The sequence below is a fragment of the Streptosporangium sandarakinum genome (assembly GCF_050942225.1).
Classification (GTDB): Bacteria; Actinomycetota; Actinomycetes; order Streptosporangiales; family Streptosporangiaceae; genus Streptosporangium; species Streptosporangium nondiastaticum.
Genome location: NZ_CP192034.1, coordinates 1,689,671 through 1,704,824 on the forward strand (window position 1 = coordinate 1,689,671; position 15,154 = coordinate 1,704,824).

A 15,154-nucleotide genomic window follows, 5' to 3' on the forward strand; every position below is an offset into this window, starting at 1 on the left:
TCCATGGCTCGTGCAGATGGACGCTCCCCTGACCAACTCCGCCCCGTCACCATCACCCGTGGCTGGCTGGCCCACGCCGAGGGCTCGGTGCTCGTCGAGTTCGGCGGCACCAGGGTGCTGTGCGCCGCGACCGTGCAGGACAGCGTGCCGCGCTGGCGGCGGGGCAGCGGCCAGGGCTGGGTCACCGCCGAGTACGCCATGCTGCCCCGGTCGACGAACACCCGCAACGACCGCGAGTCGGTACGCGGCAAGATCGGCGGGCGGACGCACGAGATCTCCCGGCTGATCGGCCGCTCGCTGCGCGCCTGCGTCGACTACAAGATCCTCGGTGAGAACTCCGTCGTCATCGACTGCGACGTCCTGCAGGCCGACGGCGGCACCCGTACGGCGGCCATCACCGGCGCCTACGTCGCGCTGGCCGACGCGGTGAAGTGGATGCGCGAGCGGAAGATGTGCTCGGGCAACCCGCTGGTCGAGTCGGTCGCCGCGGTGTCCGTCGGCGTCGTCGGCGCAACGCCGCTGCTCGACCTCTGCTACACCGAGGACGTCGCCGCCGAGACCGACATGAACGTGGTGATGACCGGCTCCGGCGCGTTCGTCGAGGTCCAGGGCACCGCCGAGGGCCGCCCGTTCGACCGCGCGGCGCTGGACGAGCTGCTCGACCTCGGTGCCGCCGGGTGCGCGGAGCTGACCCGCCTGCAGCGCGAGGCGCTGGCGTGAGCGCCGGCGCGCCGGCCGCGGGGCGGGTGGTGCTGGCCACCCGCAACGCCGGGAAGATCACCGAGCTGCGCCGCATCCTGGCCGAGGCCGGAGTGCCGGTCGAGATCGTCGGGCTGGAGGAGTTCCCCGAGATCGGTGACGTCCCCGAGACCGGCCTGTCCTTCGCGGAGAACGCCCTGCTCAAGGCGCACGCGGTCGCCCGGGCCTCCGGCCTGCCCGCGGTCGCCGACGACTCGGGCCTGTGCGTGGACGCGCTGAACGGCATGCCCGGCATCTTCTCGGCCCGCTGGTCGGGCAGGCACGGCGACGACCTCGCCAACCTGGAACTGCTGCTCGCGCAGGTGTCCGACGTGCCGGCCGAGCACCGGGGCGCGCACTTCGCCTGCGCCGCCGCGCTGGCCCTGCCGGACGGGCGGGAGCGGGTCGCCGAGGGCACGATGCACGGCGTGATCATCGACGCGCCGCGCGGCACCGGCGGTTTCGGCTACGACCCGATCTTCGTGCCCGAGGGCGAGAGCCGGACGAGCGCCGAGCTGTCGGCGGCGGAGAAGGACGCCATCAGCCACCGGGGCCGGGCCTTCCGCGCCCTGGCCCCGATCCTGGCGGAGACGCTCTCCGGCGGGACGGGCTCATAGCGGCGGGCGGGTGACCGCGCGGACGGCCGGGCGGGTTCCCGTCATCGGTGCGTAATATCTCGGCCCCGCCGCCGGGCGTAGCGTCGGAGGCATGAGGAGTGACAACCGCCTGCCCGGCTGGGCGGCGGCGCTGATCGGCCTGGTGACCGGCGCGGTGGCGGTCGGGGTCTCGCTGCTGGCGGCGGGGCCGGTGAAGGCGTCGGCCTTCCCGGTCGTCGCGGTCGGCGACGCCGCCGTCGATCTCGCCCCGGCCGGGTTGAAGGACTTCGCGATCCGGACCTTCGGTGAGAACGACAAGCCGGTCCTGCTGGCGGGCATCCTCGCCGTCATGGCCGTGCTCGCCGTCGCCGTGGGCGTCTTCGCCGCCCGGGACCTCCGGTACGGCCTGGCGGGTCTGGCGGCCTTCGGGGCCGTCGGCGTGGCCGCCGTCCTGACCCGCCCCGGCGCCGGCCCGGCGGACGTGATCCCCACCGTCGCCGGGGTCGCGGCGGGCGCGATCGCGCTGCGGGTCCTGCTGAGGCGGGCCTCCGCCGCCCGGCCCGACGACGCCCGCCCGGAGGAGATCCGGCCCGACGACGCCCGCCCGGAGGAGATCCGGTCCGGTGATGCCTGCCCGGAGATCCGGTCCGGTGATGTCCGTCTGGAGAAGACCCGGCCCGGTGACGTCCGTCCGGCGGAGACCGGGCCCGACGGCGCCCGCCCGGAGGAGACGGGGCCGCCGGTCATGCGGGCCGGGCGTGACCGGTACGCGCTGAACCGGCGTGGGCTGCTGACCGGCGTGCTCGGCGGCGCCGCCGTCGCCGGGGTGAGCGGCCTGGCAGGCCGGGCGCTGTCGAGCCGGTCGGAGGTGAGCGCCGCCCGGGCGGGCCTGGTGCTGCCCCGCCCCGCCGTACCGGCCGAGCCGATCCCGGCCGGTGCGGACCTGCGGATCAGGGGGCTGACGCCGTTCGTCACCCCCAGCCGTGACTTCTACCGGGTGGACACCGCGATCGTCGTGCCGCAGGTCGATCCGCGCGACTGGACGCTGCGGATCGGCGGCATGGTGGACCGGCCGGTCGAACTCACCCTGGCCGACCTGCTCAAGCGGCCCCTGGTGGAGGCGGACGTCACGCTGTGCTGCGTCTCCAACCCGGTCGGCGGGCCGTACGCCGGCAACGCCCGCTGGCTGGGCGCGCGGCTGGCCGACGTGCTGCGCGACGCGGGAGTGCGGAGCGGGGCCGACATGCTGCTCAGCACCTCCGCCGACGGCTGGACCTGCGGCACGCCGCTCGACGTCGTCCTCGACGGCCGCGAGGCCCTGCTGGCCGTCGCCATGAACGGCGAGGCGCTCCCGGTCGACCACGGCTTCCCGGTCCGCCAGGTCGTGCCCGGCCTGTACGGGTACGTCTCGGCGACCAAGTGGGTCACCGAGATCAAGGTGACCCGCTTCGACCGGGACACGGCCTACTGGACGACCCGGGGATGGGCGGAGAAGGGGCCGGTCAAGACGCAGTCGCGCATCGACCTGCCGAGGGACGGCGCACGCGTCCCGCCGGGCCGTACCGTGATCGCGGGCGTCGCCTGGGCGCAGCACCGGGGGGTGGACGCCGTCGAGGTGCGGATCGACGGCGGGCCGTGGCGCCGGGCCCGGCTGGCCGAGGCGCCGACCGCCGACACCTGGCGTCAGTGGGTGGTCGACGACTGGGACGCCGTCCGGGGCCGGCACACCATCGAGGTGCGCGCCACGGACGCCACCGGACGCCCCCAGACCGCCCGGCGCGCCCCGGTCACGCCCGACGGCGCCACCGGCCTGCACACCGTCACGGTGACCGTCGCCTGAGCCTTTCGGCCTCACGACCCCGATGGGCCCGGCTCCCGGCCGGGCACGGCCCGGCCGGGTCGCGGGGCGTCAGTCGTTGACCCCGGCGGGACCGCTCGCGCCGCCGCCGCCGGGGTTGATCTCCCCGCCACCGCCGATATGGCCAGGGTTGATACCGGGACCACTCTTGGACGTGCCCCCGCCGTGGCCGTGGTGCCGGGCGCGGCACTTGGCGGGATGCTTGGCCTCCGAACAGGGTTTGGCGGCCTTGGCCTGGGATGACGCCGCGGAGAGCAGTCCGGCCTGCCCGGGGGGACCACCGAGCCCGTCCAGCGTCACCGCCGGGACGGCGAGGAGGGAGGCGAGCACCGCCCCAGTGGAGAGGGTGTGCCTGATCGTCATGGACATCACTCCGTCCGGCCCTCGGGGTCCGGGTGCGGCCCGGACCGGCGAACCGCCGGGCCGTCGCCGTACGCGGCGCCGTCCCGGCCTGGGAACCTCGTGTCCCACGGTAGGCACGGCGGGTCCCGGCGGTCGCCCAGGGGAGATCAAAGCCTTGCGAACAGCTTATTACCATTGAGTAACATAAAGTGACCGAATGAAGCCGATCGGTGACCTTCCGTGTCCTGTGCCGGGGCGGGCGGCCGCGTCGCCGCGGGGCGGCGCCGGAGCCGCGGGTAACGGCCCGGTAGGTCGCCCCGCCGCCGGTCGGTTCCGGAACGCCCGGTGCGCGCCCCGGTTCGGTCAACTCGTCCGCCGGTCTGGTCAACTCGCCCGCGCCGCGGGCGGGGCGGCCCTACCATCGGCCCCGGACGGATGGGCGAGGGGGACGCATGACGCGGTTGTTTCTGCCCGAGGGGGTCTACAACCCCGTCGTGGCCGCGGACGGGCGGCGGTGGCGTGACTTCGAGCTGGACGGCTCGCAGCCGGTCCCGGCTCCGGTCGCGGCGCCACGGGAACCGGAGCCGGCGCGCTGGCGGCCGCTGCTGCTCGACCGGTGCCGGCCGTACGGCGTGGCGGGCGGGCTGGCGATGCCCGACCCGCAGACCCAGGAGGACGTGGCGCGGGCGGTGCCGCTGACCGAGCGGGGTGTGCCGCGGCGCTTCCCCGACCCGCGCGGCATGTGGATCAGGCTGGTCAACGGCGCCGGCCCCGCCGAGGACCCGTTCCGGGCGACCAACGCGGTGGACTGCGCCCTGGCGGTGCTGTCCACCTGGTACGGCGCGCCCGCGGTGGCGGCCCCCCGGCGGCCGGAGTACGACCGGGCCGGCAAGCCGCTGCTCACCGGGGAGGCCGGGGGAGTGGCCCGCGCCGAGCGGTGGCTGGGCCAGCGCTTCCGGTACGTCGGGCAGGGGCGGCACTCCTACGTCCCGATCGCGCAGGCGCTGCTGTCCGGCGGGCACGGCTCGTGCGCGGTCATCATGAACCGGTGGCCGGGCGGCGGCAGCCATGCCTGGAACGCGGTCAACTACTCGGGCGAGGTGATCTGGATCGACGCGCAGCGGGGCCACATGTCGGTGGAGCCGCCGTACGAGTCGGTGGCCGGCGTCTTCTGCGTGGCGGTCGACGCGGAGGGTCGGCGACTGTGAATCCCACCGGGGCGTCGACGTGGAGGGGCGGCCGTGAACCTCATCGGAGCCATCGGCGCGGAGGAGTGGTCGTGAATTTCATCGAGGGCATCGACGTGGAGGGGCGGCCGTGAACCTCGACCAGGCCAGGGCGATCGCCGAGGAGTACTTCAACGGCGTCCGCCGTCCCGGCTCCACCGTGGAGATCCGGCTCCACGGCTTCGGCGGCGGCTACGTCGCCTGGGCCGTGGAGCCCGAGCCCGACGACCCCGGCGTGCTGCCCGACACCGTCGGCGGCGGCTGCGTGGTGATCGACAAGTACACCGGGGAACTCGCCCTCCGGCCGCTGCTCCACCCCGAGGCGGTCGCCGAGCAGTGGCCGGGCCCCCGTCTCCGGTAGATCGATGTTTCCAGGAGCGCGATCCTCGGAAGCGTGATCCTGGAAGGAGCGATCACGCGGTCCCGGGAGAACGGCCGGGGCGCCGCCCCCGCGGGCGACCCGGCCGTGTGCGTACTTCTCCGCTCGACGCGCGCCGTCCCGCGGGCGCCCGGCCGCCGTGCCGGCCGGTCAGCCGGTGGCGAGGGAGCCGACGATGGAGGCGCGGGCGGCCCGGCGGGCCGGCAGCACGGCGGCGATGACCCCGGCCAGGCCGGACAGCACCACGAACGCCAGGATCTGCGCGACCGGCACCTGGAAGGCGACGTCGTCGACCATCGTCTGCGTCGCGGCCCAGCCGAACCCGACGCCGAGCGCCACGCCGACCAGCGCGCCGATGAGCCCCAGGATCAGCGCCTCCACCGAGAGCATCCGCCGCAGCTGGGGCCGGGTCAGGCCGAGCGCCCGCAGCAGGGCCGACTCCCGGGTCCGCTCGTGCACCGACAGCGAGAGCGTGTTCGCGATGCCCAGCAGGGAGATGAGCACCGCCAGGCCCAGCAGGCCGGTGATGATCATCACCATCATGTCGAGTGATTCCTCGAACTGGCCCCGGACCTCGGCCGCGCTGGCGATCTTCGCCGTCGGGTACGGCTGCGCCGCCGCCTCGACGATCCGGCGTCCCACGTCGGCGCCGACGCCGTCCCGGGCGTTGATCATCATCCGGCTGTCGCCGACCGCGCCGAAGTAGCGGTCGAAGTCGCCCTCCGGCACGGTGACCGGGGGCAGGACCCCGGATTCGGGGTTGAAGGTGGCCGCGACCCGCAGGTTCACCGTGCCGGCCTTGGCGGTCCGCACGGTGATCCGGTCGCCGACCTTCAGCCCCAGCTCGGCGGCGACATGCCGGCCGATGACCGCGGTCCCCGGCGTGAGCAGGGCGACCGATCCCCGGTCGAGCTCCGGCCGGAAGCCCGGCGCCGGGGTGAAGGTCCCCACCCGGAACTCGGCGCCGCGGTCCCCGACCTTGGTGATCTTCTCGCGGAACGCCACGACCGAGGCGAGCTCGGGGCTGTTCCGCAGCCCCTGGCCCAGGGCGCGGGGGAGCGTGGCGTCGCGGTCCTGCGGCTGGATCAGGTAGTCCACCGGGAACTGCTCGTCGAGCCGCTCGGTGAAGGTCGTCCGTACGGTGCCGGTGATGACGGCGATGAGGGTCATGAGCGTCACGCCCACGGTGAGCGCCACGGTCGTGGTGGCCGACCGGCGGGGGTTGCGGCCGGAGTTGTCCACCGCGAGCCTGCCGGGCACCCCGGCCAGCTTCGCGGGCAGCCAGCCGACCAGCGCGCCGAGCGGCCTGACGAGCACCGGGCCGAAGACCAGCACCCCCAGGAAGAAGACCGTGCCGCCGGCCATGACGACGAAGAGCGCGGTCTCGCCGGGGTCCATGGCGACCCCGGCCGCGGTGACGCCCGCGCCGGCGAGCAGGAACAGCGCCGCCAGGACCGTCCGGACGACGCCGGTCCGGAAGGCGCGCTCCTCGACCTGCGAGCGCAGCGCCGCGATCGGCGCGACCCGCGTCGCCGTCCGGGCCGGCAGCAGCGCCGCGCCCACGGTGACGACGACGCCCAGGGCCACGGCCAGGCCGATCGTGCGCGGTGTCAGGGTGGGGGCCACGCCGGTGGGCAGCGGCGCGCCGAGCGAGGTCAGCGCGGTGAGCGCCCCCAGGCTCAGGCCGTAGCCGAGCAGCAGCCCGAGGGCCGAGGAGAGCAGGCCGACGACCGTCGACTCCAGCAGGACGGAGCCGAAGACCTGCCCACGGGTGGCGCCGATGCAGCGCAGCAGCGCCATCTCCCTGGTCCGCTGGGCGACGAGGATGGTGAAGGTGTTGTAGATGACCAGGGCGGCCACGAACATCGCCACCAGGCCGAACAGCAGCAGGCCCGTCTTGAGTATCCCGGTGTCCGCGCCGTTCCGCTTCGCGAGGTCGTCGGCGAACTTCTCCCCGGTCATCACCTCGTAGCCCGTCCCCAGGGCGGCGGCGACCGCCGTGCGGGCCTGCTCCTGGGAGACGCCCTCGGCGGCCGCGACGTCGATCTCGGTGAAGGCGCTCTGCCCGGTCATCCGCTGCGCCATGGCGGTGGTGTAACCGACCGCGCCGGTGTAGCCGAGCTCCTGGTCGAGGCCGACGTCGAACAGGCCGACCAGGGTGAACTCGTGCCTGGCCTCGCGCGAGTCGAGCACCGTGATCCGGTCTCCGACCTTGAAACCGCGGGTCTTCGCGGTGTTCTCGTCGAGTACGGCCTGCGCGTCGGTCTTCGGGGCCGCGCCGCTGGTGATCTCGGTGCGGTTCAGCGGGCCCTCGACGACGGAGACGCCGGAGGTGGGGTAGTCGCCGACGGCCTTGCCGTCCTTGCCGATCAGGGCGGAGGTGCCCCGCACGAGCCCCTGGGCGTCGGCGACCCCTCTGGCCGCGCGGACCTTCTCCAGCGCCGCCGCCGGGATGTGGGGTGGCACCTGCCGGTCCGTGCCCGGGGCGGGCAGCACGGCGACGTCGACCTTGTCGGCCGCCGCGGCGAACCGCCGGCTGAAGCCCGCGTCGATGGTGTCGGTGAGCACGAACGTGCCCGCGATGAAGCCCACGCCCAGCGCGATAGCCAGCGAGGTGAGCAGCAGGCGCAGCCGGTGCGCCAGCAGCCCGGCGAGTGTCGCCTTGACCATCCCTCAGGCCTCCAGCTTCATCAGCGTGTCCAGCACGCTCTGCGGGGTCGGCCGGTGGATCTCGCTGACCAGCAGGCCGTCACGGAGGAACACCACGCGGTCGGCGTAGGAGGCCGCCACCGGGTCGTGGGTGACCATCACGATCGTCTGGCCGAGCTCGCGCACCGACGTGCGCAGGAAGGACAGCACCTCGGCGCCGCTGCGGGAGTCGAGGTTGCCGGTCGGCTCGTCGGCGAAGATGACCTGCGGCTTGCTGATCAGCGCCCTGGCCACGGCCACCCGCTGCTGCTGGCCGCCGGACAGCTCCGTCGGCCGGTGCCCGAGCCGGTCACGCAGGCCCACGGTCTCCACCACGCGGTCGAACAGGTCCTGGTCGGCCTGGCGGCCGGCGATGTCCAGCGGGAGCCGGATGTTCTGCTCGGCGGTCAGCGTCGGCAGCAGGTTGAACGCCTGGAAGATGAAGCCGATCCGCTCGCGGCGCAGCAGGGTGAGCCGCTTGTCGCCCAGCCCGGTCAGCTCGACGTCGCCGATGTGCACCTGCCCGCCGCTGACCGTGTCGAGGCCCGCCAGGCAGTGCATCAGCGTGGACTTCCCGGACCCGGACGGCCCCATGATCGCGGTGAAGGCGCCGGTCGCGAAGGAGACGTCCACCCCGCGCAGCGCGTGCACGGTCGCGTCCCCCCGGCCGTAGCTCTTCGTCAGCCCCTTCGCGACCACGGCGGGCACCGCGTTCTCCCGCGCGCTCCGCGCGCCGACCTCTCCACCGGTGAGGGTCACGTCAACTCTCCTTGCGACAACAGCCATTGATGACGTGAAAACGCTATTGCCAGGGGAAACGCCCGCCATCGGACTGCGGGACGGACTTGTCCTCCGCCGAAGGGCCCGCGCGGAGCGGCGGTTCCCACCGGAGGGGTAGCCCTGCATCGGCCATTCGGCCGACCCGGCCTGCCCCGGGCGCGACCGGGGCGTGCCGGAAGGGCTCGGCGGGAGCCGGGGCGGCAGGGGGGGAGACCCGGGGCCGGCGGGGCGGCTAGCCCGCCGAGTTCGGGGTGACCAGGCCGCTCTCGTAGGCGTACACCACCACCTGCGCCCGGTCCCGCAGGCCCAGTTTGGCCAGGATCCGGCCCAGGTGCGTCTTGACCGTCGCCTCGGCCAGGACCAGCCGGGCGGCGATCTCGGTGTTCGACAGCCCCCGCGCCACCAGCACCAGCACCTCGCGCTCCCGCGCGGTGAGCCCGTCCAGCGCCGCGGGCTCCGCCGTACCCGGCGACGGGAGGTGTACGGCGAAGCGCTCCAGCAGCCGCCGCGTCGTGCTCGGCGCCACCACCGCGTCGCCGCTGTGCACCGACCGGATCGCGCTGACGAGGTCGGCGGGCGGCACGTCCTTGAGCAGGAACCCGGACGCGCCGGCCTTCAGCGCGGCGAACGCGTACTCGTCCAGGTCGAAGGTGGTGAGGATCAGCACCCGCGGCCCGTCCGGCTCCGCGCGGATCAGCCGGGTCGCCTCCACCCCGTCCATGACGGGCATCCGCACGTCCATCAGCACGACGTCCGCCCCGGCCGTCCGCGCGGCCCGGACCGCCGCGGCGCCGTCGCCCGCCTCCGCGACGACCTCGATGTCGGGCTGCGCCCCGAGCACCATGCGGAACCCCGTCCGCAGCAGCTCCTGATCGTCCACCAGCATCACGCGGATCACGTCCCGCGCACCCCTCTCACTCAACCGGCCGCAGGCTCGCCCACCGGCAGCCGCGCCGTCACCTGGAACCCGCCGCCGGGCCGGGGGCAGGCGTCGACGCTCCCGCCGAACACGGCGGCCCGCTCCCGCATGCCGACCAGGCCGTGGCCGTCCGGGCTGCGGGGGCCGCGGCGCCGCGGCCGTCGTCGGTCACCCGCAGCAGCAGCTCGCGCACGCCGTACTCCATCTCGACCGTGGCTCGCGTGCCGGGACCGCCGTGCTTGAGGGTATTGGTCAGCGCCTCCTGGACGATCCGGTACACCGTCAGCTCCTCCCCCTCGGGGAGGGCCTGCCGGACCCCGGTGACGCGCAGGTCCACCGGCAGGCCGGAGGAGCGGACCCGCGTCACCAGGTCGTCGAGCTGGGACAGGCCGGGCTGCGGGGTGTACTCCTCGGCGGTGTCGTCGGCCCGCAGCACGCCGACCATCCTGCGCATCTCGGCCAGGGCCCGACGGCCGGTGGCGGAGATCGTCCTCATCGCCTCGCGGGCCGTGTCGGGGTTTCCACCGCCCAGCGCGTAGCCCGCCCCGTCGGCCTGGACGATCATCACGCTGACGTTGTGCGCGACCACGTCGTGGAGCTCGCGGGCGATCCGGGCCCGCTCGGCGGCGGTGGCCAGCCGGGCCTGCTGGTCGCGTTCGCGCTCGGCCCGCTCGGCCCGCTCCTCCAGGCCCTCCAGGTAGCGGCGGCGGGTGTTGGCGTAGATGCCGGTGATCCAGATCGCCACGACGAACACCGAGGAGCTGGCGAAGGATCTGCCGTCGGGGTCGCCGGGGGACTGGATGAGGGCGAGGAAGATGCCCAGCTCGGAGGTGAGCAGCGCGCCGACCGCCCAGCGCGGCGCGCAGCGCGACGCCACGCCGTACATGGCGATGAGCACGGAGGTGTTGAAGAACTGCGGCTGCACGTCGGCGAGCCACTGGGCGAAGCTGACCAGCGAGACGATCGCGAACACCGCCAGCGGGCGGCGGCGCATCCAGAACATCGGCGCCACCAGCGCCACCGCGAGTGCGAGGAACCCCCAGGGCCCGAGGTCCCGGCCGATCAGGTGGGCGTCCCCGGAGCGGAGCAGCTGAAGGTTGACGAGCGAGAGCAGCAGGAACGGCGTCAGCCACAGGAGGTCTACGACCGCCGGGTGCCGCCGGCCCCAGGAGTGCAGTCTGCCGAACACATCCCCACGATACGTACGGGTGGACCGGTCCCCTTCCCCCTCAGGGCGGAGCACGGTGTACGACCCAGGTAGCACATTTTGTACGGCTTACGTGTGCTTTACCGCTTCTTGGGCATCATGGTGGCTGGGAGCACCCTCCGGGGTGAGTAAAGGGAGACCGTTTGTGATGGCGGATCACAACAACGCCGGGCCGCGCGATGGTGAGGACGCACCGCGCGGCCCGGCGACTCGGGAGACATCCGCCCGCCGGGCCGGCGACTCGGGAGAACACGCCGGCCGGTGATGATGGGGAGAGCGCGAAGCGGCCCCGGCCCCTGGGGAGGGGACCGGGGCCGCGACGTTCACGTGACGGCCGGGCCGCCGCGCCGGAGCCGCCGGATCAGGACTTGGTGATCTTCACGTCGTCGACGCCGGCCTCGATGAGGCTCGCCGTCGAGGCGTCGGCGGTCTCCACCAGCAGGCGGACCGTCTGACCGGCGTAGGACGACAGGTTCACCGTCGCCGTCTGCCAGGCTCCGGCCCGGTCGGAGGCCGCGCCGAGCTGCTGGAACACCACGGTGTTCGAGCTGCCGCTCACCACGCGGACCCGGAAGTAGTCGCTGCTGCTGGCGTTGTTCAGGTGCGCCAGGTACCAGGAGAACGTCAGCGTCAGCGTCCCGGACGGCAGCGCGATCTCCGGCGAACGGACGCTCGTCAGACCGCCGTCCACGTCGTAGTCGCCCGCCGCGATACCCGCCAGACGGCCGGTGACCAGGTCGTTGGACCCGCTGACGGTGGTGCCGAGCTGCAGCGTCACGCCCGAGGAGGTCGCCGCGGGGTCACCGCGCTCCCACTTCCCGGTGGTGGCGGTGTCGGTGCCGCTCGCGTTCACCGTCCAGCCCAGGTCGGTCTCGAAGGTGTCGTTGAAGACGACGTTGCCCGTCGTGCCGACCGTGAGGTTGAACGTGGCCGTGTGGTCCACACTGGCGCCGTCACCGGTGACGATCACGTTGTAGGTGCCCGCGGCCGTGCCCGCCGGGACCGAGATCGTCATGGTGGAGGAGGCGCCCGAGGTCACCGACGCCGGGCTGAAGGACGCGGTCGCCCCCGACGGCAGGCCGGAGGCCGAGAACGTCACGCTCTGCGCGCTGCCCGAGGTGGTCTGCGTGCCGACCGTCGAGGTCGCCTGCTGGCCGGCCTGCACGCTGGCCGAGGCCGGGTTCAGCGTCATCGAGAAGTCGTTGCTCGTCGAACCGCACGAGGTGGGCTCGCCCGAGGCGGCCGGGACGCTGACGGCGTTCCACGCGGCCTTGGTCGCGTTGAACTCGGTGCAGGAACCCGGGAACAGCTGGATCGCCGCCTCCAGGCTCGCCTTGCGGACGAGCTGGTGGGTCCACGTCGTGGTCTTGCGGTTCAGCGCGCCCATGAAGATCTGGCCGGCCTTCTGGATGCCGACCCCGGTGACCGTCGTGTTGTTGCAGGTCGGGCTGACCGGCTGACCGTTGGTCGGGTTGGTGCCCATCGAGAGCAGGTAGAACCAGTGGTTCTGCACGCCCGCCGCGGCGTGCACCTCCATGTTCGGCACCGAGGAGGAGTAGCAGTCGGGGTCGCCGAGGAGGGACGGCTTGTGCATGTAGCGGATCGGCCCGTCGCCGACCAGGTTGACCTCCTCACCCACGCTGAGGTCCGGCGGGTCGTACTGGCTCGGCTCGTTGGCGTAGAACTCCGTCAGCGCGCCGAAGACGTCACCGGTGGACTCGTTGAGCCCGCCCTTCTCGTTGCTGCCGCTCGAACCGCCCGGCGTGGTCTGGAAGATCGCGTGCCCGAACTCGTGAGCCACGACGTCGATCGGCGTCGCCTGACGCTGCCCGTCCTGGGAGCGGCCGAAGTTGGTGTAGCTGCCGTTCCAGTAGGCGTTGACGTCGCTCAGGCCGACCCGCGCGGGGAAGCCGCTGCCGTTGCCGTCGATGCCGTTGCGGCCCAGCCAGCTCTTGAGCATGTCCCATTCCTGGCTCACCGCGTACATGGCGTCCACGCACGCGGTCTCCAGGTCGGTGCCCGAGCCGTTGCCCCAGCTGTCGTCCGTCCCGGTGTAGGCGGTGCCGCCCTGACCGCCGCAGCGGATACCCGGGCGGGCCGGGTCGGTCATGGAGTACGACGTGCCGGAGCCGGAGGTGCCGATGGTGACCGGGCCGTTGTAGTAACTCGTCCCCGAGCCGTCCCTGACCACGTCCGACTTCTCGGCGACCTCACCGGTCACCGCGTCGACGAAGACGCGCATCTTGCTCTCGCGGCCGCGGTCGGCGCCGGTCACCAGGACCTCGTAGGCCAGCCGGCCCCGCCCCTGGGCCATCACCGACAGCTTCGGCGCGGCGACCTCGGCGGGGTCGCTGATCTGCGTCCGGGCGATCTCGGCGGCCTTCGCCGCGTCGATCTTCGGGGTGGTCGAGACGCTCAGCGGCTCGGTCTGGGCGACCGACGTGCTCAGCACACCGCCGGTGGCGTTCGTCACGACGACGAAGTCACCGCCGTAGACCGGCAGGCCGGCGTAGGTGCGCTCGTAGGCGATGTAGTTGAGCCCGTCCTTGGTGGCGAGAGCGCTGTGGCGCAGGAAGCGGTCCTTGGGAGAAGCCCGCAGGATCGCCGGTTCGGACTCCACCAGGCGGTCGGCGGCCTGGGCGGGAGTGTCGGGGGAGGCGGCCGGCGGAGCCTGGGCGGTCAGCCCGACGGCTCCGGCGGACGGGGCGGACAGTGCCACGGCGAGGCTTGACGCCGAGGCAACGAGCGCAAACGCGACAGAGCGTTTCACGCGGGTGCTCCTTTGCTGAGCGGCGGCCACGGGATCTTTTCGGAGGGGTGTCCGTGGTCCGCCGTGGTGCGTGGTGGCGAGTCCCGGAGCGCGTCCACGCACGCTGCGCGCCTGGCGAGGTGAACGGCGGAGGGGAGGGACTCGTCGGTAGCACTGGGGCTGAGAGGATTTGACCCTGCCGTAAGATCGCCGTCAATATTTCGGTCAAAAGATGAATTTTCACGATTTGGTGACAAGAGTGATCACCGCGCGGAGATCCTGTTCACGGCCCCACCCGTCATTCACGGCCGGGTTTCGGCGGGTACGGATGGGGCCCATCGCCGACCGGCCCCACCCGGCGCGGTACGGCGCGGCGGGCGGAGTGCGGGGAGGTGTTCGGGAGGGGCGGCGGCGCGCTCCTCCCCGAGGGTCGCCTCACGCGGCGGTCGCGGCGCCTCACGGATGGCCGCGGACCGCGACCTCGCGCCCTTCTTCCTCCGGGGGTGCTCGATGAAGAACGCGTCCTGCGGTGAGACGGTCACGGCGGGATCCACGGACCTGAGGACCGCCGAATCGCTTTCCATTCTTTGTGGGGCCGACGGGATTCGAACCCGCTCTGTACAGTTCCTAAGACTGCCGCCTCTACCGTTGGGCTACGGCCCCTGCTTTTTCCTGCGAGATTCCCTGTCTGAGAATGGCGGTTCGGGCAGAGAAATCGCAAGTTTTTTATTCTGTTGTCGAGCCGGTCGCCGTTGATGTGGCCGACGTGCGGGGTCAGGGCCCGGCCCGGCCAGGCTCCCCCGATCTTACAGCCCTCGCACCGGTAGGGCGCGCCCACTTCCCGCGGTGCCCGGCGCAGCACGGGGGCTTGATCCGGTGGGAGCCGGGTGGGAGCACGCGGAGGATCCGGCCCGGTGACAGACGCCGGGACGAGCGGCCTCCCCGTGGTGAGCCTGGCCGAGGAAATGGGACGCGTCGATCCCGAAGCGTTTCGGCCGGCGGCTGATGTGGGCGTGGTCGCCTCCGGCGACGGTCACGCCCAGGCGGCGGGGGACCTCGGTGACGCCGAGGGATTTCGCCGCCGCCTCGGCCGGCATTTCGGGGGCGTATTCATATTCGATGGGCACGCCCCGGGGACGGGCGGTGCGACCGACAATCCCCGGGGTGCGCTCGAATGGCTGTAAAAGGGGAAGGGCTACTGGTCGACGCCCAGCTCGCGGCGGAGACGGGCCACGTGGCCGGTCGCCTTCACGTTGTAGAGGGCCTTTTCGATTTTGCCGTCGGCGTCGATGACGAAGGTGGAGCGCAGCACCCCGACGGTGGTCCTGCCGTACATCGTCTTCTCGCCGTGCGCGCCGTACGCCTTGTGGACCTCCAGTTGCGGGTCCGACAGCAGCGGGAAGGTCAGCGCGTCGCGCTCGGCGAACTTCGCCAGCCTGGCGGGGGAGTCCTTCGACACACCGAGTACGGCGAAGCCGGCGGCGGCCAGCGAGTCGAGGCTGTCGCGGAAGTCGCAGGCCTGCTTGGTGCAGCCCGGGGTCATCGCGGCGGGATAGAAGTACAGGATCACCCGCCTGCCGCGCAGCCCCTCCAGGGAGACGGTCGTGCCGTCGGCGGCGGGAAGGGCGAAGTCCGGGGCGGCGTCGCCGGGCTCGAGTTTCATTGTGTCCCT

Annotated in this window: 13 protein-coding genes, 1 tRNA gene and 1 pseudogene; 6 read left to right on the forward strand and 9 right to left on the reverse strand. The window is 73.1% G+C overall.

Going from position 1 to position 15,154, the window contains the following annotated elements:
* Positions 1-3 precede the first annotated feature (3 nt).
* From rph to ACQP10_RS08025, 3 genes are all read left to right on the forward strand, one after another.
* Positions 4-720 (forward strand): ribonuclease PH, encoded by a 717-nt coding sequence (gene rph / locus ACQP10_RS08015; protein ID WP_179819159.1) that lies wholly within the window; start codon positions 4-6, stop codon positions 718-720.
* Positions 717-1,355 (forward strand): RdgB/HAM1 family non-canonical purine NTP pyrophosphatase, encoded by a 639-nt coding sequence (rdgB, locus tag ACQP10_RS08020; RefSeq protein ID WP_346022119.1) that lies wholly within the window; start codon positions 717-719, stop codon positions 1,353-1,355. Before rph ends, rdgB begins: the two co-directional genes overlap by 4 nt.
* 91 nt (positions 1,356-1,446) lie before the next feature.
* Positions 1,447-3,174: a molybdopterin-dependent oxidoreductase gene (locus ACQP10_RS08025; protein ID WP_433541129.1), complete on the forward strand. Its 1,728-nt coding sequence runs from the start codon at positions 1,447-1,449 to the stop codon at positions 3,172-3,174.
* Between the two features lie 69 nt (positions 3,175-3,243).
* On the opposite strand, the gene ACQP10_RS08030 is transcribed toward ACQP10_RS08025, so the two are convergent.
* Positions 3,244-3,555 (reverse strand): hypothetical protein, encoded by a 312-nt coding sequence (locus ACQP10_RS08030; RefSeq protein WP_346022121.1) that lies wholly within the window; start codon positions 3,553-3,555, stop codon positions 3,244-3,246.
* A 431-nt stretch (positions 3,556-3,986) separates the two neighbouring features.
* Between ACQP10_RS08030 and ACQP10_RS08035 the strand changes: the two genes are divergently transcribed.
* Together ACQP10_RS08035 and ACQP10_RS08040 are read left to right on the forward strand one after the other, a co-directional pair.
* The gene (locus ACQP10_RS08035; RefSeq protein ID WP_346022122.1) at positions 3,987-4,742 is read left to right on the forward strand and encodes a toxin glutamine deamidase domain-containing protein; all 756 of its coding nucleotides are present in this window, start codon (positions 3,987-3,989) and stop codon (positions 4,740-4,742) included.
* Between the two features lie 109 nt (positions 4,743-4,851).
* A complete protein-coding gene (locus ACQP10_RS08040; RefSeq protein WP_179819154.1) occupies positions 4,852-5,121 on the forward strand; it encodes a PepSY domain-containing protein in 270 nt (89 codons plus the stop codon).
* A 168-nt stretch (positions 5,122-5,289) separates the two neighbouring features.
* Here ACQP10_RS08040 and ACQP10_RS08045 read toward each other — a convergent pair whose 3' ends face one another.
* The 7 genes and pseudogenes from ACQP10_RS08045 to ACQP10_RS08075 form a co-directional block, all read right to left on the reverse strand.
* The gene (locus tag ACQP10_RS08045; protein ID WP_433541130.1) at positions 5,290-7,809 is read right to left on the reverse strand and encodes an ABC transporter permease; all 2,520 of its coding nucleotides are present in this window, start codon (positions 7,807-7,809) and stop codon (positions 5,290-5,292) included.
* Positions 7,810-7,812: 3 nt separating this feature from the next.
* The gene (locus ACQP10_RS08050) at positions 7,813-8,586 is read right to left on the reverse strand and encodes an ABC transporter ATP-binding protein (protein WP_386149212.1); all 774 of its coding nucleotides are present in this window, start codon (positions 8,584-8,586) and stop codon (positions 7,813-7,815) included.
* Positions 8,587-8,839: 253 nt separating this feature from the next.
* The gene (locus ACQP10_RS08055) at positions 8,840-9,505 is read right to left on the reverse strand and encodes a response regulator transcription factor (RefSeq protein ID WP_312873108.1); all 666 of its coding nucleotides are present in this window, start codon (positions 9,503-9,505) and stop codon (positions 8,840-8,842) included.
* Between the two features lie 58 nt (positions 9,506-9,563).
* Positions 9,564-10,715, reverse strand: coding sequence for a sensor histidine kinase (locus ACQP10_RS08060; RefSeq protein ID WP_433541131.1), 1,152 nt, complete (start codon positions 10,713-10,715; stop codon positions 9,564-9,566).
* A gap of 379 nt (positions 10,716-11,094) precedes the next feature.
* Positions 11,095-13,452 (reverse strand): M4 family metallopeptidase, encoded by a 2,358-nt coding sequence (locus ACQP10_RS08065; protein WP_346022125.1) that lies wholly within the window; start codon positions 13,450-13,452, stop codon positions 11,095-11,097.
* 620 nt (positions 13,453-14,072) lie between these two features.
* Positions 14,073-14,145, reverse strand: a tRNA-Leu gene (locus ACQP10_RS08070).
* Between the two features lie 49 nt (positions 14,146-14,194).
* A pseudogene (locus ACQP10_RS08075) lies at positions 14,195-14,344 on the reverse strand (HNH endonuclease); the annotation flags it as partial.
* Positions 14,345-14,429: 85 nt separating this feature from the next.
* Between ACQP10_RS08075 and ACQP10_RS08080 the strand changes: the two are divergent.
* Complete coding sequence (locus ACQP10_RS08080) at positions 14,430-14,666, forward strand: hypothetical protein (protein ID WP_433541132.1); 237 nt, start codon at positions 14,430-14,432, stop codon at positions 14,664-14,666.
* An 11-nt stretch (positions 14,667-14,677) separates the two neighbouring features.
* Here ACQP10_RS08080 and bcp read toward each other — a convergent pair whose 3' ends face one another.
* The gene (gene bcp / locus ACQP10_RS08085) at positions 14,678-15,145 is read right to left on the reverse strand and encodes a thioredoxin-dependent thiol peroxidase (protein WP_346022127.1); all 468 of its coding nucleotides are present in this window, start codon (positions 15,143-15,145) and stop codon (positions 14,678-14,680) included.
* Positions 15,146-15,154: the final 9 nt, after the last annotated feature.